Annotated in this window: 16 protein-coding genes; 3 read left to right on the top strand and 13 right to left on the bottom strand. The window is 35.2% G+C overall.

The genetic code is table 11. The features are described 5' to 3' along the window. From AB9Q04_RS03460 to AB9Q04_RS03495, 8 genes are all read right to left on the bottom strand, one after another. Positions 1-462, bottom strand: a complete 462-nt coding sequence (locus AB9Q04_RS03460) for a CtsR family transcriptional regulator (RefSeq protein ID WP_394010970.1) — start codon at positions 460-462, stop codon at positions 1-3. 558 nt (positions 463-1,020) lie between these two features. Next, on the bottom strand, positions 1,021-2,391 hold the full coding sequence (locus tag AB9Q04_RS03465) for an ABC transporter substrate-binding protein (protein WP_410023986.1): 1,371 nt from the start codon (positions 2,389-2,391) through the stop codon (positions 1,021-1,023). A gap of 67 nt (positions 2,392-2,458) precedes the next feature. Further along, the gene (locus tag AB9Q04_RS03470; RefSeq protein ID WP_410023987.1) at positions 2,459-3,277 is read right to left on the bottom strand and encodes a carbohydrate ABC transporter permease; all 819 of its coding nucleotides are present in this window, start codon (positions 3,275-3,277) and stop codon (positions 2,459-2,461) included. Positions 3,278-3,286: 9 nt separating this feature from the next. Then, on the bottom strand, positions 3,287-4,171 hold the full coding sequence (locus AB9Q04_RS03475; protein ID WP_410023988.1) for a carbohydrate ABC transporter permease: 885 nt from the start codon (positions 4,169-4,171) through the stop codon (positions 3,287-3,289). Next, positions 4,171-5,238, bottom strand: a complete 1,068-nt coding sequence (locus tag AB9Q04_RS03480; RefSeq protein ID WP_410023989.1) for an ABC transporter ATP-binding protein — start codon at positions 5,236-5,238, stop codon at positions 4,171-4,173. The genes AB9Q04_RS03475 and AB9Q04_RS03480 overlap by 1 nt, the downstream gene beginning before the upstream one ends. A 153-nt stretch (positions 5,239-5,391) precedes the next feature. After that, positions 5,392-6,087, bottom strand: coding sequence for a zinc metallopeptidase (locus AB9Q04_RS03485; protein WP_410023990.1), 696 nt, complete (start codon positions 6,085-6,087; stop codon positions 5,392-5,394). 318 nt (positions 6,088-6,405) lie between these two features. Beyond that, on the bottom strand, positions 6,406-7,053 hold the full coding sequence (locus tag AB9Q04_RS03490) for a potassium channel family protein (protein WP_410023991.1): 648 nt from the start codon (positions 7,051-7,053) through the stop codon (positions 6,406-6,408). A 9-nt stretch (positions 7,054-7,062) separates the two neighbouring features. Then, the gene (locus tag AB9Q04_RS03495; RefSeq protein ID WP_410023992.1) at positions 7,063-8,406 is read right to left on the bottom strand and encodes a TrkH family potassium uptake protein; all 1,344 of its coding nucleotides are present in this window, start codon (positions 8,404-8,406) and stop codon (positions 7,063-7,065) included. 143 nt (positions 8,407-8,549) lie between these two features. Between AB9Q04_RS03495 and AB9Q04_RS03500 the strand changes: the two genes are divergently transcribed. After that, the gene (locus AB9Q04_RS03500; protein WP_410023993.1) at positions 8,550-10,262 is read left to right on the top strand and encodes a DUF2207 family protein; all 1,713 of its coding nucleotides are present in this window, start codon (positions 8,550-8,552) and stop codon (positions 10,260-10,262) included. Positions 10,263-10,320: 58 nt separating this feature from the next. Here AB9Q04_RS03500 and AB9Q04_RS03505 read toward each other — a convergent pair whose 3' ends face one another. Continuing rightward, complete coding sequence (locus AB9Q04_RS03505; RefSeq protein ID WP_410023994.1) at positions 10,321-10,776, bottom strand: hypothetical protein; 456 nt, start codon at positions 10,774-10,776, stop codon at positions 10,321-10,323. A gap of 75 nt (positions 10,777-10,851) precedes the next feature. Between AB9Q04_RS03505 and AB9Q04_RS03510 the strand changes: the two genes are divergently transcribed. Beyond that, positions 10,852-11,358 carry an LURP-one-related/scramblase family protein gene (locus AB9Q04_RS03510; protein WP_410023995.1) on the top strand — a complete coding sequence of 169 codons (507 nt, stop codon included), beginning with the start codon at positions 10,852-10,854 and terminating at the stop codon, positions 11,356-11,358. A gap of 9 nt (positions 11,359-11,367) precedes the next feature. After that, complete coding sequence (locus AB9Q04_RS03515; RefSeq protein ID WP_410023996.1) at positions 11,368-12,390, top strand: M42 family metallopeptidase; 1,023 nt, start codon at positions 11,368-11,370, stop codon at positions 12,388-12,390. Between the two features lie 781 nt (positions 12,391-13,171). On the opposite strand, the gene AB9Q04_RS03520 is transcribed toward AB9Q04_RS03515, so the two are convergent. The 4 genes from AB9Q04_RS03520 to AB9Q04_RS03535 form a co-directional block, all read right to left on the bottom strand. Further along, positions 13,172-14,185, bottom strand: a complete 1,014-nt coding sequence (locus tag AB9Q04_RS03520; RefSeq protein WP_410023997.1) for an NAD-dependent epimerase/dehydratase family protein — start codon at positions 14,183-14,185, stop codon at positions 13,172-13,174. Then, entirely contained in the window at positions 14,169-14,792 is a 624-nt protein-coding gene (locus tag AB9Q04_RS03525) for a DJ-1 family glyoxalase III (protein ID WP_410023998.1), read from the bottom strand. Before AB9Q04_RS03525 ends, AB9Q04_RS03520 begins: the two co-directional genes overlap by 17 nt. Positions 14,793-16,362: 1,570 nt before the next feature. After that, complete coding sequence (locus AB9Q04_RS03530; RefSeq protein ID WP_410023999.1) at positions 16,363-17,979, bottom strand: hypothetical protein; 1,617 nt, start codon at positions 17,977-17,979, stop codon at positions 16,363-16,365. A 386-nt stretch (positions 17,980-18,365) separates the two neighbouring features. Beyond that, entirely contained in the window at positions 18,366-18,902 is a 537-nt protein-coding gene (locus AB9Q04_RS03535) for a hypothetical protein (RefSeq protein ID WP_410024000.1), read from the bottom strand. Positions 18,903-19,299 lie beyond the last annotated feature (397 nt).

Consider the following 19,299-nt stretch of genomic DNA (forward strand, 5'->3'; position numbering starts at 1 on the left):
TTAACTCCTTGCTAAAACACTTAAAAGAATATTTTTTATGATGTCAGAACGTACGCCATTACGCTCCTTACAATTAAGAGCTGCTAAAGCTTTGTCGCTGGTGGCGTACTTTGCCATCAAAAACTCATCTTTAGTAAAGTATTTTCTACTATATAAATCCTTAAATAAGCTATCTGCATTTGCCTCTGTCATTTGCTTATTTAGGTTTTTTATCAAATAAGATAAATAATTATCCTCTTCTACTATGGTAATAATTTTTATAAAACCATTACCACCACGTTTACTTTCTATAAGATACCCGTTGTGAGGTGTAAACCTTGTAGAAAGCACGTAATTTATTTGGCTTGGAGCGCAATCAAATTGCATAGCCAAATCATTGCGTCCGATTTCAAGCATCCCATCAGTTGATTCCTCAAGCATAGCCTTTAAAAATCTTTCTATATCTGATGTAAGACCTGCCATATACTCACCCACTTTCTTAAGTGTCTTTTTATTTTACAATTATATATCTAAAGGTCAAGAAAAAAACTGACCTTTTGACTATCTCTGACCTTTTTTATTAAAAAATAAGAATCCCTTTATTGATTCTATTAAAACTGTACTTTTTTTCACTACTTTTTCAAGGTCAATGCCAGTAAGACCAACAATGTAATAATTTAGAATATTTTTTCATAACAATCCAAGTATTGCCACAAATTTTACTCCTCTAACTATTGCAAATTTGCTATAAATTAAAGTGTATTTATCCCTTCATAACTAGGGTTTACATTCCCATATGTCATATCAACAATAGATTTAAATGCCAGCAATATGTATTTTAAAAATATTGGCTACGATTATAAATGGATAGATATACTTGTAAGTATAGAAAAATATTTTGCCCTTAATAGTAGTTATTTTTGTACTGATTAAATTTATAGAATTTATATTTGTATCAGAATGTAAGGATTGAAACAAGTAAAAATAGTATTTATAGGCAAAAAAAATCTTAGGTATATATACCTAAGATTTTTTAGTGTTTTATTGTGCAAAGTCTGCTTTATATTGTGGTGCGAATGCTTCTAGTTCTGCTTTTACATCTGCTTGTGTGTTTGAAAGGATTTGTTCAAGAACTGATCCAATATCGTTATATGCTTGTTGGCTACCTGGTGCAAGTGGTCTTGAGTATAGGTTTTTGGTTGCATCTGCAAGTATTGGAGCAATTGCAGAATCAGATTCTGAGTATGTGCTATCTTCAATTGCACTTGTTCTAGCTGGCATATATCCTGTATCTAAGGCAAATTGGATTTGAGATTCTTTGCTTGTTAAGAATTTTAAAAATTTAAAGGCTGCTTTCTTTTGTGCATCATCTGCATTGTCAAACATATAGATATTTGTACCTTGTTGTACTGCACTTTCTGCAGGATATGGTGCTGCTGCATATTCAAATTTTCCATCTACTCCATCTTTTACATATACTTCACCAGCATTTGATCCAATATATGCTCCTACTTGCTCATTTGCAAATGGTCCTGACATGTATTGGTCTGTTCCTGCTATTCTAAAGTATCCTTCTTTGATACCATCTAAATAATATTGAACAGCTTCTACTGATTCATCGCTTGCTACATCAAGGTTTTCATCCATTTCTACGCCTTTATTGTGTAGATATGTGGCATAGAAGTTTGATAGTGAATCAAAACCAACTCCTGGGATGCCTTTTTCTTCATTGATTTTTTTAGAAACTTCTACTAATTCTTCATAATTTGTTGGTACTTCAAGGCCTAGTTCATCAAAAAGTGTCTTGTTATACCAGAATACTTCTGTAGATTTGTTAAATGGTAGTCCCATGATTTTGCCGTCTTTTTCAATTTCTTGACGTACACCTTCTAGGATATCTTCATAATCTTCAATACCATTTTCGCCATTTACCATATCTGTAAGATCTGTTACTAGATTTGCGTCTTCAAATTGTAGCATCCAGTCTGGGTATGCTTGGGTAATAGTTGGTAGGTCATTTGGTGATTGCATTGTTGCAACTAAGATTTGGTTTAAATCACCATAATTACCTTGGTTTTGTAGGTTTACTTTGATATTTGGATTTTCTTTTTCAAATTCTGCTACAAGTTTTTCTAAGGCTTCACCTTGGCCACCACCCATTGCATGCCAAAATGTGATTTCAGCTGCTTCATCTGTGCTAGAGTCAGCCTCTTTTTCAGTATTTTCTTCCTTTGCTGCATCTTTTTCTTCTGTATTTTCTTTATTTTCTGTAGCTTCTTCTGCATTTTCTGTTTGTGCTGTTTCTGCAGTATTTTCATTTGTACCTGTGTTGGCATCTTGGTTGCCACATCCTACTAAAACAGCTAAAGACAACATAATTGTTGCTAGTAATGAATAAAATTTCTTGCTCATAAAATCTCCTTTATATATATTTGTCATTACATTTGCTATATACCCTATAAACTTAAAAATTGCAATTTTAACCTTTCAATCCGCCGTATGACACCCCCTCTAAAATTTGTCTTCTAAAGATAAAGTATAAAATTAAAATTGGAAGAATTGTAATGGTCGATGCTGCCATTTGCAGGTGGATATATGATCCAGCTTCTGTAGCAAAAGCAGAAAGACCGTTTGAAATCATCCTCATGTTTTTGCTATTTGTTACCAAGATTGGCCATAGGAATGAATTCCATCCAGCAATAAAATTTAAAAGTCCGATGGTAAATAAAGTTGATTTTGAAAGGGGTACCATAACTCTAGTTATAAACTCAAAATCACTAGCCCCATCCACCTTTGCTGCATTGTAATAATCCATAGGAATAGACCTTAAAAATTGTCTAAGGTAGATTATATAAAAAACACTAGCCATAAAAGGCAAAATTAAAGCCCAGTAGCTATCTAATAGGGAAAGCTTGGCAATAGTTCTAAAATTGGTGAAAACTATGATTTCAAAAGGAATCATCAAAAGTGCTAGCAAGATACTTTCTACCAGCTTTTTGTGCTTAAAGTTCAAAAAGTTAAGGGCAAAAGCTGCTAAAGTTGTTGTTATAAGAGTTCCTAAAGTATTAACTAAGGTTACAAAAATAGTATTAAAAAAGTATCTAGCAAAGGGTGCCACCTTCATAGCTTCACTAAAATTTGAAGCTTGAGCAGTTTCTGGCAATAATTTTGGTGGTATGCTTGTTACTTCCTGAAAGGTCATCAGCGACGATGAAATCATATAAAAAAATGGAAAAAGGGTAATGATTGCCATAAAAATTATAAAAATATATCCTAAAATTTTATTTACTTTACTCATATCCCCCTCCTATTTTGTAAGTTTTTCTATAATTTTTCTTTGGACAAAGGTTAAGAGCAAAAGCATCAGGAATAGTAAAACTGCAGCTGCCATTGCTTGTCCATAGCGGTATTCTACATAGAATTTATTGTAAATATAAAACACGGCAGTCACAAGCCTATTTCCCACCCCCGCCTTTCCATTAAATAAGGCAAAAACTTCGTTATAAACCTTAAAAGCTTGGATAAAGCTTGTTAAAAACAAAAATGTTATAATTTTGGAAAGGGCTGGTAGGGTAATCCTAAAAAATTGCTCAGACTTGCTCGCCCCAAAAGTTTCCGCTACCCTATAATAATTTTTATCAATCCCCCTAAGACCTGACAAAATAACTATGATATTAAAGGCTAGGCTGTTCCATATTCCAAAAATGATCAATGCTGGCATATTGTAATTGCGATTGTTCAAAAAATCAAAAGGCCCTATGCCAAATATTTCAAGAACATAATTGATAAATCCATATTGACCATGGAAAAGATATCTAAAAACAATCCCAATGGCGATTACTGATGTAAGATAAGGAATAAAAAATATAGTCTCAAAAAACTCAGATCCTTTGATTTTTTCATGCAAGATTAGCGCTATAATCATTGAAATTATAAGAGACAATGGCACAACCGTAACTGCATAAATGAAGGTATTTTTCATAGCAAGTTTAAATTGTGGGTCCTTAATTACCACAGGAAAGTTTGTAAATCCGATAAAAGTAGGATCTAGTATGCTATTTGACTGGGTTGACATTATAAATGTTCTAAAAAGTGGATAAATTGTAAAAATGCCTATAAAAATGATTGCTGGCAACAAAAATAACCATGCCCTAGGCGAGTTTTCAGCCCTATAAGTCTTTTTTTTATCCATTAGTAAACTCTCTTTCCATCTTCTTCAAAAATGTATATAGAAGAATAATCGATATCTAAGCTGATAGTATCTCCTGAACTTATTTTTAGTTTACTATCTGCAATCACCCTAGAAGCAATACCATTTATAGTAAAATGCAATATCATATACCTGCCAATCATCTCGATATTTTCAACTTTTATTTTCATCCCCTCTTTGGCAATCTTAAAATGCTCTGGACGAATGCCGACTAAGTATTTTTTATCAGCTAGTTTTTCTTTAAAACGTCCTTGGTCAAATTTTGTCAAATCCATGCTAAAATCAGGGCTAGAAAGAATATCTTCATTTTTATCCATCTCATAGACATTGATGATAGGACTTCCGATAAATTTTGCTACAAATAGATTGGCCGGTTCTAAGTACAAATTTTGTGGTATATCGTATTGCTGGATGACACCATCATCCATAAGAGCTATATAATCAGAAATTGACAGGGCTTCTTCTTGGTCATGGGTTACAAAAATAGTTGTAACTCCAACATTTTTTACAATATTTCTAATCTCCTCACGTATTGATAGGCGCAAGCGTGCATCAAGATTTGAAAGTGGCTCATCCATCAAAAGTGTTTTTGGATTTTGAACCAAGGCTCTTGCAATTGCAACCCTTTGTTGCTGGCCACCAGATAATTGGGCAGGCTTTTTGTCCTTATATTCTGAAATATAGGTTAATTCCATATATTTTTGGGCAAGTTCATTTGCCTTATTTTGGCTAACTTTATTATCTCCAACAGTTAAGGGAAATGTTATATTTTCAAGGACTGTCATGTGAGAATAGAGGGCATAATTTTGAAAAACCATACCTATATTCCTATCCTTTGGATGTAGACCTATTATAGACTTATCGTCAAATAAAATATCCCCACTGGTAGGATCAAGAATTCCTGCAATAATATTTAAAATAGTGGACTTCCCACAACCAGAAGGTCCTAATAGAGTAACAAGGGCTCCGTCAGGAATTTTAAGATCAATATCCTTTAAAGCTTCATAGCCATTTTCATAAATTTTCTGTAAATCTCTAATTTCAATCATATATTCCTCAAGCTAGTTTTTTACTAATATATCACTTCTTTGTAATCATAAGGTAAAATTTTTGTAATAAACATATAAAAAACCGACCATGATATTGGTCGGTTTTATAAAAATTTGGTCTACAATTTCTATTAGATTGGAGCTTATTAAAATTTAATCCCTATTTCTATTGCCAAATAGCAAAAACATCCTTAAAAATTGTAGGGCTGTGGCAAGGGTTGCAGCTACATATGTGAAAGCTGCTGCTTTTAGCATACCTGCAGCATGTTGGTTTTCTTCCCCTACTAGCATTCCAGATTCTTCTAGGACTGCAAGCGCACGTCTGCTGGCATTAAACTCTACTGGTAGAGTTACTATTTGAAAAATAAGGGTTAGAGAAAATAGGATAAGTCCTACATCTATAAGATTTTGACGGGCTAAAATCATTCCTAAAAATAAAAGTGGAAAGCTAAGCTTTGATCCAAAATTTACTGCTGGCACTAGCCAAGATTTTACCCTAAGCGGTGTATATCCTTCTTTGTACTGGATAACGTGGCCTAGCTCGTGGGCTGCAACTGCAACTGATGCAATCGATGTATCATTTATAGACTGAGGAGATAAGGCTACTTCCTTGGTAGCTGGGTTAAAATAATCTCCCATGGCATTATTTATCTGCTTTATTTTTATATCATTATAGCCCCTAGTATCTAGGATATAATTGGCGGTTTGCTTGCCTGTTATTTGTTTTTTGGTTGGAATCTTACTGTATTTTGCAAAAGCCCTTTGGACATTTGCTTGGGCAATCATTGTTATTATAAGCCCAATTATGACTAAAATATAGGTTCTATCGAAACCGTAATAGTAAGGCATAAAAATCCTCCTTATCTTTATTAAATATCATACCCTTGATTTATAATATTTTAAAGCATATATAAATTTTATTAAAGGTGTTATTTAAGTTTATATAAAAATAAGCATAGAAAAAGGGCTAGACTCCTAGCCCCTTTTCCTTTTAGAAAAGAATAAGTTAGTCCTAGTTTTCTATAGGGAAAACTTTTAAGGAATTAATAATGAAAAACCTAGCTATGTAATAGCTACTTATATTATAGCATAAAAAAATTTTTATGCAAACATTTTCTTACATATCTTCTAATAATTTTAAATACCGGCAAATTTATGGAGGTTTGCCTACTCTTGAATAGCTTTAGCGTTTTCTTTTTCTCCAATTAGGACAATTGTATCATCTTCTTCTATAAGTAAATTTGGGTCAAAATCTATAATCATATGATTATCTCTTTCAAAGGCTATTACATTCATTTGATATCTTTTTCTAAAATCTAGGTCTACTAGACTTTTACCTATCCAAGATTTACGAGCCTTTATCTTTATAAGGGAAATCTCATCTGAAAAATCTATAATTTCCATTAAGCTAGGACCTGCAAGAGATTTTGCAAGTCTTTGTCCTGTATCAAATTCTGGGAAAACTATACGGTCTGCTCCGATTTTTTTTAGGATTCTGGCATGTTGTTTACTAGATGCCTTTGCAATTACTTCTTTTACTCCACTATCTTTACATATCAATGTAGCTTCTATAGATGCTTCTCGATCTGATCCTGTTGCTATAATTGCTACATCATAATTATTTATCCCTAAAGAATGCATGGCTACTTCTTCTGTGATGTCTGCTTGGATAGCACTTGAGACAGAGTCAGCCATTTTTTCTATCAAATCATAATCATAATCAACTGCAGTCACATAAAATCCTTCTTTAAAAAGTCTGGTAGCTACAGACATACCAAATCTTCCCAAGCCTAAAACTATTATATTTTTATCCATATATTTCTCCTAACCTATACTTATAAATGCTTCTGGATATCTGATTAGCCTGTCATCTGATTTTAGTCCAAATGATAAGGCCATGGTCATAGGACCTATCCTACCTAGGTACATACAAAAAGCAATTATGACTTTGGATATACTAGTAAGCTTATCAGTAATACCCATAGTTGTACCGACAGTTCCCAATGCAGAAACTGTTTCAAAAAGCACTTCTATAAAATCAAAATTATTTAATATTGAAAGAACAAAGACTACTGCTACATGTAAAAACATAGATACCATTACAATAGCCAAGGCTTTTTTTATGGTTTCATTGCTTATACTTCTTTTAAAAACGACAGGTTCTTTTTGACTTTTTACTACCGAAGATAAAGCAAGGAGCAATACTACAAAGGTAGTTGTTTTTAGTCCACCTGCAGTAGACCCTGGAGATCCCCCTATAAACATAAGATTCATTAGCAAAATAGCAGTAGAATCTTTAATCTGACCTAGGTCCAAGGAATAAAATCCTGCAGTCCTAGCAGAAACCGATTGGAAAAATGATATCAAAAGTCCATGCCCAAGGGTCTCATTAGCTATCATGCCATTTTTTATAGTTTCTAAGATAAAAAATCCAAGCCCACCTACTAGTATCAAACAAATATTAGTAATTAAAACTAACTTAGAGTGGGTGGATAGGTGTTTTAATTCTCTTTTATTATAAATTTCACTAGTTACCATAAAACCTAAACCACCAATAGCTATTAGAGCCATCAAGGTTATATTTACCAAATAATCGTGGCGTAGAGGATATATGGAATCTCCCATAATATCAAAGCCAGCATTACAAAAAGCTGATATGGAATGAAAGATAGCATACCATATTCCCTTACCAAAACCATAGCTTGGGACAAATCTAATAGCTAAAAATAAAGCTCCCAGACCTTCAACTGCAAGGGTAAAAAATAAAACATACTTAAAAAGTTTTAGTACCCCAGCCATATTTTCAGTATTTAGCTGCTCTTTTAAAATCAACCTAGACTTTAGCCCTATTTTTTTATTTAAAATAAGGGGTACCAAAGAAGCCAAAGACATGACCCCAAGCCCACCAATTTGTATAAGAAATAGGATTATGACTTGGCCAAAAGTGTTCCAGTGCTCTGCAGTATTTACAGGACTTAGCCCTGTTACACAAGCTGCGCTTGCAGCTACAAAAAAAGCATCAACCATATTTGTACTCTGCCCACTTTTAGTGACAAAGGGAGTTGATAAAATAAGACCACCGATAGTGATCAGTATCAAAAATCCCATAGTCAAAATAAGGGGTGGTTTTTCACTAGCCTTATCAACTATTTTTTTAATAAAATTCATTTATTATGCCTTTCTTAATAATATAGCCCTACTAGGCGTTATAAAAAGATTTTATATTGTAAAAAATAATTTGTCAAAATAAATTTAAAAGCTGAATTTGGGTATAGAAATATCAGTACAGGACTATATAAAAAGGAGGCTTTATGAAAAAAATCCATAGACTAAGCAAAATATTATTACTGTCCCTAGTCCTACTTTTGCCAAAAACTATATTTGCTGATGGCTTTGACCATATAAATATAGATGTCGAAATCGACAAAAATGGTATAGGAAATGTTAGCGAAGAATGGCAAATAGATGAGAGAGACAATGACTTTACAGAAAGATACAAAAATATTGAAAACCTAAAAGGACTTAAAATCGAAGATTTTTCTGTAGCCATGGACGGACAAAAATTTAGTCCCAAAGACCCTTGGGATATAGATGAAGATTTTGAGCAAAAAGCCTACACGTACGGTCGCATAGACCATAGCGATGACGAAGTTGAGCTTTGCTGGGGCATTAGCGAGAGAAGTGAAGCTAATACATATAAACTAAACTATAAAATAAATCCAGTTGTCATAGCTTTAAATGATAGCGACATGTTATTTTTTGAGTTTGTAGGAGCCTACCTAGATCCAAAACCAAATAATTTTACCATTAGGATAAATTCTTATGAACCTATAGATGAAAATACAAAAATGTGGGCCTTTGGCTATGAGGGTGACATTCACAATGAAAATGGTTCTATAGTAGCCACATCAACCGGAGAAATTAGTAAAGGTCGTATCCTACTTAAATTTCCAAAGGGGACTTTTGCTACAAGCTACAGAGAAGACAAAAACTTTGATGACTATAAGGATGTAGCCTTTGAGGGGGCAAGTTTTGAAGATAGCGAAGGAACAGCCCAGCCAACAAAAGAGCCTGTTATGCCAATAATCTTTGCTGGAATCGCAATCCTACTTGGTCTTGGCCTAGGTGGTTTTGCAATAAAAAAAGCAATAGATGAGTCAACTAAATATAGATTTGCCAATATAAAACAAATACCAGATATTAAAAATATCAGAAAATACTACTATGACACTATCCCTTATGATGGTCACATAGAAGACACCTATCTATTGCTAGCCAACGCCTATCCAAACCACCCAAACTTTGATAGTATGATAAATGCCTTTTTCTTAAAATGGATAGACGAGGGGGCCATTAGCTTTATAGAAGATAAAAAAGATCACGGAATATTTAAAAAATCCCTAGACCAAATAGTCATAAATTATAAACCAACTAATATGGGAGATATAGAAGAATCCTTATTTGGCTATCTAATGGGTGCAGCAGACCAAAGAAGCGATGGCAAAATTACCCAAGATTCTTTTGAAAAATACATGAAAAAAAGATATAAGTCTTTACAAAACCTAGCCCAAAGAATAGAAAAATCTAGCCTAGATTCCCTCCTAGCAAAAGGCTATGTAGAAAAAATAAATATAGCAAAAAGATCTGGCAAGGCAAAAGAAGAAATCCACCTTACACCAAAAGGCATGGACCTATATAAAAACTTTGTAGGTTTTAAAAACTACCTAGAAGACTATAACAAAATCGATCCAAGCCAGATAGAAAATATAGATATTCTAAACCAATACATGATTTTTGCAGCTATGTATGGCATAAGCGAGGATGTCTATGATAGGTTTGTGGACGTATATCCGACCTATGCTTCTAGTGGATTTTATAACTATTATATGATCCACCATATCAACTCCTATGCCCACACTACAAGCTCAGGTGGCGCTAGTTCTTCCTATGCAGGTGGAGGCGGATCTGCATCCTTTGGCGGAGGTGCTGGAGGTTTTGGTGGTGGAGGCGGCGGTGGCCGTTAAGATTTAAAAGCAAAATAAAAAAGTCTAAATAACTATTATGCTATTTAGACTTTTCTTGTTATTTATAAATTATTTGAACATTTTGCTTTTTAAATAAGCTAACTAACTCATCCTTTTTATCCATGGGATAACGCTGGATGTCAACTGCATTATTATTTACCACAATGGCAAAGGCAGCAAAGTCACCATCATTTGAAACGTTGACCTGCTTTAAGTCATCGAATTTATATTTGCGAGTCATAATGGGATTGCCCGCTTGAAGGATGACCCCATCATCAGCAATGCCCCTGCCAATCCTAGATGAAACAACATACAGAGTGGCAACCATGACCATCAAAAGAGTATCAGTCCTATCAGCCTTAACAACCATAGCAAAAATGATAAAAATGAGCCAAAGAAGAGCAATAGAAATCCAGTCCATTTTTATGATACCAGGACGGATTTTAAGGTCCTTGGCCCTAGTAAGATTTAAAAGGCTAAAAATTAAGAAAAGTGCAACAAATAAATAAATCAAAACATCCCCCACATTTGTTAATTTATATAAATATTATATAACAGAAAAAAGTTTAAAGAAAGTAAAGGATACATTATGAAAAAATTATATTTTAAAGAAAAATTTTTCAAAATTACCGACCATTATCCTATATTAGATGAAAACGGTCGTGAGGCCTATTACCTAGATCAAGATTTTACCTTTATAGGATATAGGTCAAAAGTAAGCGATAAAAATGGCAATACTATATTTAAAATCGACAGAGAAATCCTAGCATTTTTCCCTAGATACACCATCTCTTTTGCCGATGGCCAAACTATGGTAATCCAACAAAAATTAGAATTTTTCAAACACAGAGTCCATGTTTATATGGACAAGGAAACCCTAAATCTATCAGGAAATATCTTACATTATGATTTTGATATTCAAAATGGAGCTGGTAAAAATATAGGAACAGTAAGAAGAAAAATATTTACCCTAACAGATACCTACGAGCTTACAATTTATGATGAAGCCTATACAGAGGAGCTGATAGCCCTAGTAATTTGTCTAAACAATATGATAGATAGAGAGCAAGCATCATCTGCAGGATCAAATAACTAAGGAGAAAAAATGACAGAACAGATTTTAAAATATATAGAAGAACTTTGTAACACCCCTTCCCCAACAGGCTATACAAAAAGAGCCGAAAAATATTTAATAGAAGAGTTTCAAAAATTGGGCTACGAACCTTACCAAACAGTAAAAGGCAATGTAATTGTCCCAATCAATCCAGGAAATGAAAACGGACTTTTAATGTCAGCCCACGTGGATACCCTAGGACTTATGGTGCGTTCCATAAAAGCAAATGGCAGGCTTAGGGTGACAACCCTAGGGGGATTTCCACTTTCTTATGTAGAACAAGAAAATGTAACTATAATTACAAGAACTGGCAAGGAATATACTGGAGTTATGAGAATAAATAATCCAGCAGTCCACGGATCAGATGACCCAAGAGAAATCAAACGTGATGATATCAATATGGAAGTAGTTATCGATGAAATAACAAACTCAGCAGAAGAGACCGAAAAATTAGGTATCTCAGCAGGAGATTTTATAGCCCTAGACCCAAGATTTAGAGTAGATAATGGTTTTGTAAAATCCCGCCACCTAGATGATAAGGCCTCTGCCGGAGTACTTATGGCACTTGCCAAAGAAATAAAAGAAGAAAACATAAAAATAAACCGTCCGTTATATTTCGCCTTTACAATCTATGAAGAAGTAGGCCATGGAGCAGCCAGCGGCCACCCAATAGAAATAACAGATATGATAGCAGTCGATATGGGAGTAGTTTATGATGACCTAAAAACAGACGAAACAAAGGTATCAATCTGTGCCAAAGACTCATCCGGCCCATATAATTTTGATTTGACAAACGAACTAATAGATATGGCAAAAGCAAATGAAATAGACTATGCCATAGACATCTACCCACAGTACGGATCAGACGCCTCAGCAGCAGTAGCAAGCGCCAATGACTTTAGACACGCCCTAGTAGGAAGCGGGGTTGCAGCAAGTCACGGCTACGAAAGAACCCATGTAAATGGTTTAAATGGACTTTATAAATTGTTGAAAGAATATATAAAGAAAAACTAGGTTTTGTACCTAGTTTTTTTATTTGTACTAATCACCCACATTGTCATTTCTACCGGAAAAACTGGTAGGCTTTGGGGTGGGGAAATCTTTTTTTCAAGTAATGCTTTTTGTTAGTGTTAATTATTTTATTAATATAAGTATTTTATACATTTAAGGATGTCTGACCTTTAAGTAGATCTCTCCATGCGCTGCGCTTAGTCGAGATGACAATGGGGTAAAATGCTTCGTTTTGATATCTTTTCTTAATTAGATAATGCAGAGTGACTATGTAAATAAGATTTGTTTTTTAATAAGCATGGCTTTCCTATACTGTCATTTCGACTGGAGCGAAGCGGAATGGAGAAATCTTTTTTTGCTTTATGTGATTGTAAAACGATAGTTTTTATTTTTATTTGATTATTAATTTTTGTAATTTGGGTAATAGCTACCGGTTGGGGATGTTTGACTCTAAGGTAGATCTCTCGACTACGAAAACTCGCTTCTTTCGAAGCTCTTCCGTGCTATCGCACTATGTTTTCGGCATAAAAGCCCAAAATCAATGGGCTTTTATGTGATCGAGATGACAATTGAGTGGATTGCTACGTATTATAGAAATGGGTCTTATTTACTTTTTGTTTTATACGAAGTGGGGTTGTTTATAAGATTTATTTTTTTAGCAATATAAGCACCCCCCATTGTCATTTCGACCGGAAAAGCCGCTAGGCTTTGGAGGGGAGAAATCTTTCTTTGCTTCTCGTTTCCCCAACAAAAAAAGAGGCATGTGCCTCTTTTTTTCTATCCTCTACTGTCCATCAACATTGCCCAAATCAGCAGCTCTTATAGTTTCATCTATTACTTTATCAGTATCTTCTTCTTTTACTCTCAATTCTTCATAGGCCACATCTGTTGGTAGTCTAAACTCCATACTATTTGCTCTAAGCATATTTACTTGTCTAATGCTATGCTCGATTCCTTCAGCGTCTGTCAATCTTTCATCTTCTCTGTAGGCTTCTTCTAGTTCTTCAAAAGGCATTACTTCTAGTTTGGTAGTTTCTGTTTGTCCTAGTTCGCTTAGGATTTTTTTATAAAAATCTTCATAGCTCATATAGCCAGTTGCCACTGCATAAGTTTTTCTATGTTTACCATTTTCTAGGGCGCTAATTGCTGCTTGTCCGACTTGGTTTGCTGTGATGGTTGCAAATCCTCCAGTAGTCACCGGCATAAATTCTTGGCCTCTTAGCATATCCACATACATACTAGTCATAGGAGTTTTGCCTGACATGGTGCCAAAAATATATGGCAATCTTAAAACTGATACATTCATCGCCCCTTCTCCCGCATACATGGCTGCTTTTTCCTGGAGGAGTCTGGTTTCTACATATGGCTCTGCTTGGTAGCCATTTTCCCTTAAAATTTCATTATTTTCTGCAAATTCTGATGTATATGATCCAAACAATACAAAATTTTTAACTCCTGCTTCTTTGGCAAGCCTTGCTATCCTTGCTGTTGGCAGCACATTTGTATCGTAGAAAAACTTCCTAGCAGGCTTTTGTGGGACTATTCTCTCATCTACACCACCTGCATAGACAAAACTATCGCACCCGCGGATCATTTCTACTATTTCTGCATCGGATAAAGCAAAAAAGTTTTGAACTATAAACTCAACTTTTGTTTTTTTATTAAATTTTAATTCATCAGGCAATTCTACTACATCGACAGTTCTTACAGTATATCCATGGTCTATTGCATTTTTTGTAGTGTAATATCCCAAAAATCCAGCCCCACCTAGGACAAAGATTTTATTTACTTGACTCATTGTCTACTCCATCATTTGATAAATAATCATAGGATATGCCGTAGTAATCTTCCACACATTCTAATTGGGTGCCGTGTTTTAATTCTTCTACAGCTTCAGCTCCTTTTATAATTTCAACTAGGCGCATAGCAAGATAAACTGTAACCGCTGCCCCACGACTGGTTGTGATATTGCCATCAGTAACCACCATTTGATCATCTACGTATTCTAGGACATTGTCTATATCATCCTTTAAATCAGGGAAAGAAGTAGCACGTTTGTCAGCAAGCACTCCTGCCTTGTTTAAAACAATAGGACCTGCACAAATGGCTGCAATTAATTTTTCCTCATCATTAAAGGTTTTAACAATATCAATAACACGGTCATCATCACGAAGGGCCTCAGCACCCTTAGTACCACCTGGGATGTATAGGCCATCAGATTCTTTTGGATCAATATCATTTAGGTTGGTGTCAGCAGTGAGGGTAATGTTTGATTTTGTAATAATGTCGTTAGTGTCATGGATAGAAACGGATGTAACATCAATGTCAGCACGACGAAGGTAGTCGATAACAGTAATGGCCTCCACATCTTCGCATCCATTTGCTAGAAATACTAATATTTTCATATAATCTTCCTTTCTGTTTGTTAAGTTTAATTGTGAGATTTGCATTCTTTTTAAGTATTTATACCCAATTTGGGGTGGATTTTTGGGGATAAGGTGTCTGCTGCGGTTGGGGATGTCTGACTTTTTGGGTAGATCTCTCGACTGCGCTCGAGATGACAATGAGGAGGATTGCTTCGTATTATAGAAGTGGGTCTTATTTGCTTTTTGTTTTATGCGAAGTGGGGTTGTTTGTAAGATTTATCTTTATAGCAATATAAGCACCCCCATTGTCATTTCGACTGGAGCGGGAGTAGAATGGAGAAATCTTTCTGATCTTTATGTGATTGTTTGCCGGGAGTTGTTAGCTTTATAATTTTATTAACTTTTCTATTAACTTGACAGCTACGGTTAAGGATGTCTGACTTTTTGGTAGATCTCTCCGCTTCGCTGCGCTACGAAAACTCGCTTCTTTCGAAGCTCTTCCGTGCTACCGCACTATGTTTTCGGCATAAAAGCCCAAAATCAATGGGCTTTTATGTGGTCGAGATGACAATTGAGTGGATTGCTTCGGATTATAGTGGTGGTTCTTATTTACTTTTTATTTTATGCGAAGTGGGGTTGTTTGTAAGATTTATTTTTTTAGCAATATAAGCACCCCCCCCCATTGTCATTTCGACTGGAGCGGGAGCGGAATGGAGAAATCTTTCTGATCTTTATGTGACTGTTTGCCATAGTTTTTATTTTTATTTGTTTATTAATTTTTATAATTTGTGTAATAGCTACCGGTTGGGGATGTTTGACCCTTTGGTAGATCTCTCGACTGCGCTCGAGATGACAATTGGGAGAGTTGCTTCGTATGTGAATTTGTTTCTTATTTACTGTATTTAAAGCTTGAAGTGTAAATCTTTGTAAAAATCTTTGTAAGATTAACTTATATAGCAATATAAGCACTCCCACATTGTCATTTCGACTGGAGCGGCAGCGGAATGGAGAAATCTTTTTGATCTTTATGTGACTGTTTGCCGTAGTTTTTATTTTTATTTGATTATTAATTTCTGTAATTTGGGTAAGAGCTACCGGTTAAGGATGTTTGACTTTTTGGTAGATCTCTCCGCTTCGCTGCGCTACGAAAACTCGCTTCTTTCGAAGCTTTTCCGCGCTATCGCACTACGTTTTCGGCATAAAAGCCCAAAATCAATGGGCTTTTATGTGCTCGAGATGACAATTGGGAGAATTGCTTTGGATGTTAATATATTTCTAGATTTTAGTAAGCCGGCTTCGTTAGCCAAATCGTAGATTTGGACTGCGCGGCATTTGACCTTCCTGCGATTGCTTCGGATATACTATAACTTGTTTCTCACCTCGTCGGCTTCAGGACGAAATCATAGATTTCTATTTCGCGACATCTGACCTACCATCAATCCGGCTTGCCGGATTGGGTTAGGTCATAAAAAAATACTCCCACCTTTATTTGGTGGGAGCATTTTCAAGTGAGTACCGCGGTTACTATTAGTTTTTAAGTTCGAGTCTTATCGAGTGCACTCTTTATATGACTCTATTTAATTGTTGTAAAAATTACTAATGTTTAAAATTAGTTATTTTTTTTGCTTGCTGCGTAAGCAACTGAAGCTGCTGCTAATACACCTGCAACGCCAGCTACACCAGCGATACCTGTTTTAGCGTTTGATCCAGCTGTTTTGTTTGCTGATTTATTAACAACTTTTGTTGTATCTACTTTTTTGTCGTCTTCTTTATCGTCTTTTTTGTCTTCATCAGCTGGTTTTTCGTCTTTTTTGTCGTCTGCAGCTGGTTTTTCGTCTTCAACTTTTACATCTTTGTCAAGATCTTTAAGTTCTTTTTGGATAGCATCTGTGTTGTCGTCTAATTCTTTGATTAGTGCGTCAACATCTTCAGCTGTTACTTCTTCTTCTGCAGCGTATGCTGTAGCTACTAGAGCAACTTTTTTATCAGCAGCTTTAAGGATAGCTTCTGCTTTAGCGATAGTTGCTTTTTGTTCAGCTACTAGTGCGTTTAATTTAGCTCTATTGTTAGCTGCTGTGTTTGGTGTTAATTTTTCAAGAAGTTCAACTGCTCTTAGAGTTTCATTAGCTCTGTCGATAGCTGCTTGAAGACCTACATAGTCAACGTCTTTTTTAGCTGGAGCTTCGTTTTCACCTTTAACTTCGATACCATTGTTTGTTGCAACGATAACTACGTTGTAAGCGTCAGCTGAAGCTTTTAATTTCACTAGAGCTTCGTTGTAAAGTTTTAGAGCTGGATCAGCTGCATTTTTAGCTGCTCTGTGAGCTGTTACAGCTACATCGTAAGCTCTTTCAGCTGCTAGTAATTCTTGGTAAGCCGCTTCTTTAGCTGATAATCTTTTTGTGATTGTTCTATTCCAAACATTCCATGCATTTACATATCTCTCATAAGCTACTGAGAATTCTCTATCAGTTCTTTCAGATACTTGTGATTCTACTTTTGTTTTAGTTTTAGCTAATGCTTCAACATTTGTGTAATTTTCATTATCAATGTTTACACCTTTAACATTTCTGCCGTTATATTCAACTTCAGTTGTATTGTCTTTAGCAATGTATTTGTAAGATGTTTTCGCAGTTGGATCTTGAGTTCCTGTGTAAGCTGGGTTTTCTTCTAATTCTGTAGTTTGAACTTGTGAATCTTTATTTACACCAAAGAATGATTTTTTTACTGGTTCAGATACTTTTACATCTTCGTAGCTTGTTCCAGTTTGTTGTTGAATTGTGTAGGAACCTGCACCATCTTGAACAACTTTAATTGTTGGATATGTCCATTGTCTTACTTTGCTATCTTCAGCTTTTCTAATATCTTCAGCTGATTTATCTGTTAATAAAGCAAGAGCTCTTCTAGCTTGTTCAACTTCTTCAGCTAGTGCTGAATCACCGTTTTCGTTCCATGTGATTGAGTTGTATTTTGCAGCCGCTTCTTTAACTCTTTCTTCAGCTTTAGCTAGTGCTACTTCAGCTTCGTTTAAAGCTTTTTCTTTAGCTGTTGCATCAGCATAAAGTTTTTGAGCTTTTTCAAGTTCTAATGCGTATTTTTCTTTGAATAAAGTTGTTGCTGCAACTTCTTTTTTTGTTGATACAGCGTCATCAGCGAATGATGGTGCTACTGCACTTAGACCTAGTGCTAGTGCTAATGCACCTGCTGCTAATTTATTTCTTTTCATTATAAGTTATCTCCTTATTATTTCTATCTACTATTTTTCTCTAATAAATAGTACTCACTTTACATATTCTATAGTACATCATTTTCTACATTTTTGCAACACATTTGATGAATTTATCAATATTTCTAAAAAATATAATTATAAATATCTTCACATTTGCTACAAGATTGTGGTAAGTGTGTAGTTATCGGCTTCTGTCCTATAGAGATATGTTTTAATAAGCTTTTGTCTGCGGCCAATATGTCTAAAGTTTTGCTTACTTTACTGGCTACTAGCTATCAAATGCTCATTTTTGTTTATAACTATCGATATTTTTGCACTCATGTTTTGTGGTTATCACCCATAAATATATTGATAGTTATATTTATTTTAGCAGATATTGGGGTTTAGTCAAGTAAATTTTGTTGGATTTCTGTTACTTTTGGTGTGGTCTCTCTCATGACGGTTGCTCTGATTTGATCTAGGGTCTCGGCCCAGTCGTAGGAGGCTATGAGTTGCTGGCGGTAGAGCATGGTTTTGGCGTTGTTTTTGTTGGTGTTGAGGGTGTCAAAGGTGTTGAGGGTGGCGATGGTTTCTCCGGTGGTGAGGATGATCTCGCTGTTTTCTATTTTTTCTACACAGGTGATGTTTACAAAGCCTCTTCTTTCTCTATCGTAGGTGGCGTTTCTATATTTGAAGCCAAAGAATACATGGCTGGTGTCTATGATGTAGGGCATGTTTTTGCTGATTTGGAGGGTGTCTTTGATGATGTGGTCCATTTCTTTTTTGTTTTTGCCTCGTTTTTTGTACATTTTGTTGAGGTAGAGGGTGGGTGTTTCTTCTATGAGGTGGGTGGTGGTTGGTGTATAGACGCGCGATCCTATGCCGAAGGTCTTGATTTCTTCTGGGAGGATGGCGATGATTTGGATTTTGTTTATGGTCATGGCGACTCCTTTCTTTTGGTTTTGGGGGTTGGGGTTTACTTTTAAAGTTGGTGGTGGCTGCAGTTGGATGGGACTTATTTTTTTGTTTGGTTGGTAATGTTTTTATTTAGTGAATGGCTGGTGGTTGGGGGTGTTTGACTCTTTGGTAGATCTCTCGACTACGAAAACTCGCTTCTTTCGAAGCTCTTCCGTGCTACCGCACTACGTTTTCGGCATAAAAGCCCAAAATCAATGGGCTTTTATGTGGTCAGGGTGACACATAATGATTATCTATACTCGATAGTTGGAGATTCTTTATTTTTTTAATTTTAAATATGTATATGGAATTAATAACCACGGTTAGGGATGTCTGACTTTTTGATAGATCTCTCGACTGCGCTCGAGATGACAATTGACA

Origin of the sequence: Anaerococcus groningensis (genome assembly GCF_046365465.1) — a bacterium.
In the GTDB taxonomy this organism is placed as follows: domain Bacteria; phylum Bacillota; class Clostridia; order Tissierellales; family Peptoniphilaceae; genus Anaerococcus; species Anaerococcus groningensis.

Excerpts from the sequence above, each read along its gene's own strand:
- AB9Q04_RS03475 (WP_410023988.1), bottom strand. The coding sequence starts at position 4,171 with ATGGATAAAAAAAAGACTTATAGGGCTGAAAACTCGCCTAGGGCATGG.
- AB9Q04_RS03515 (WP_410023996.1), top strand. The coding sequence starts at position 11,368 with ATGACAGAACAGATTTTAAAATATATAGAAGAACTTTGTAACACCCCT.
- AB9Q04_RS03470 (WP_410023987.1), bottom strand. The coding sequence starts at position 3,277 with ATGAGTAAAGTAAATAAAATTTTAGGATATATTTTTATAATTTTTATG.
- AB9Q04_RS03525 (WP_410023998.1), bottom strand. The coding sequence starts at position 14,792 with ATGAAAATATTAGTATTTCTAGCAAATGGATGCGAAGATGTGGAGGCC.
- AB9Q04_RS03495 (WP_410023992.1), bottom strand. The coding sequence starts at position 8,406 with ATGAATTTTATTAAAAAAATAGTTGATAAGGCTAGTGAAAAACCACCC.
- AB9Q04_RS03500 (WP_410023993.1), top strand. The coding sequence starts at position 8,550 with ATGAAAAAAATCCATAGACTAAGCAAAATATTATTACTGTCCCTAGTC.
- AB9Q04_RS03520 (WP_410023997.1), bottom strand. The coding sequence starts at position 14,185 with ATGAGTCAAGTAAATAAAATCTTTGTCCTAGGTGGGGCTGGATTTTTG.
- AB9Q04_RS03485 (WP_410023990.1), bottom strand. The coding sequence starts at position 6,087 with ATGCCTTACTATTACGGTTTCGATAGAACCTATATTTTAGTCATAATT.
- AB9Q04_RS03535 (WP_410024000.1), bottom strand. The coding sequence starts at position 18,902 with ATGACCATAAACAAAATCCAAATCATCGCCATCCTCCCAGAAGAAATC.
- AB9Q04_RS03490 (WP_410023991.1), bottom strand. The coding sequence starts at position 7,053 with ATGGATAAAAATATAATAGTTTTAGGCTTGGGAAGATTTGGTATGTCT.
- AB9Q04_RS03460 (WP_394010970.1), bottom strand. The coding sequence starts at position 462 with ATGGCAGGTCTTACATCAGATATAGAAAGATTTTTAAAGGCTATGCTT.
- AB9Q04_RS03480 (WP_410023989.1), bottom strand. The coding sequence starts at position 5,238 with ATGATTGAAATTAGAGATTTACAGAAAATTTATGAAAATGGCTATGAA.
- AB9Q04_RS03465 (WP_410023986.1), bottom strand. The coding sequence starts at position 2,391 with ATGAGCAAGAAATTTTATTCATTACTAGCAACAATTATGTTGTCTTTA.
- AB9Q04_RS03530 (WP_410023999.1), bottom strand. The coding sequence starts at position 17,979 with ATGAAAAGAAATAAATTAGCAGCAGGTGCATTAGCACTAGCACTAGGT.
- AB9Q04_RS03510 (WP_410023995.1), top strand. The coding sequence starts at position 10,852 with ATGAAAAAATTATATTTTAAAGAAAAATTTTTCAAAATTACCGACCAT.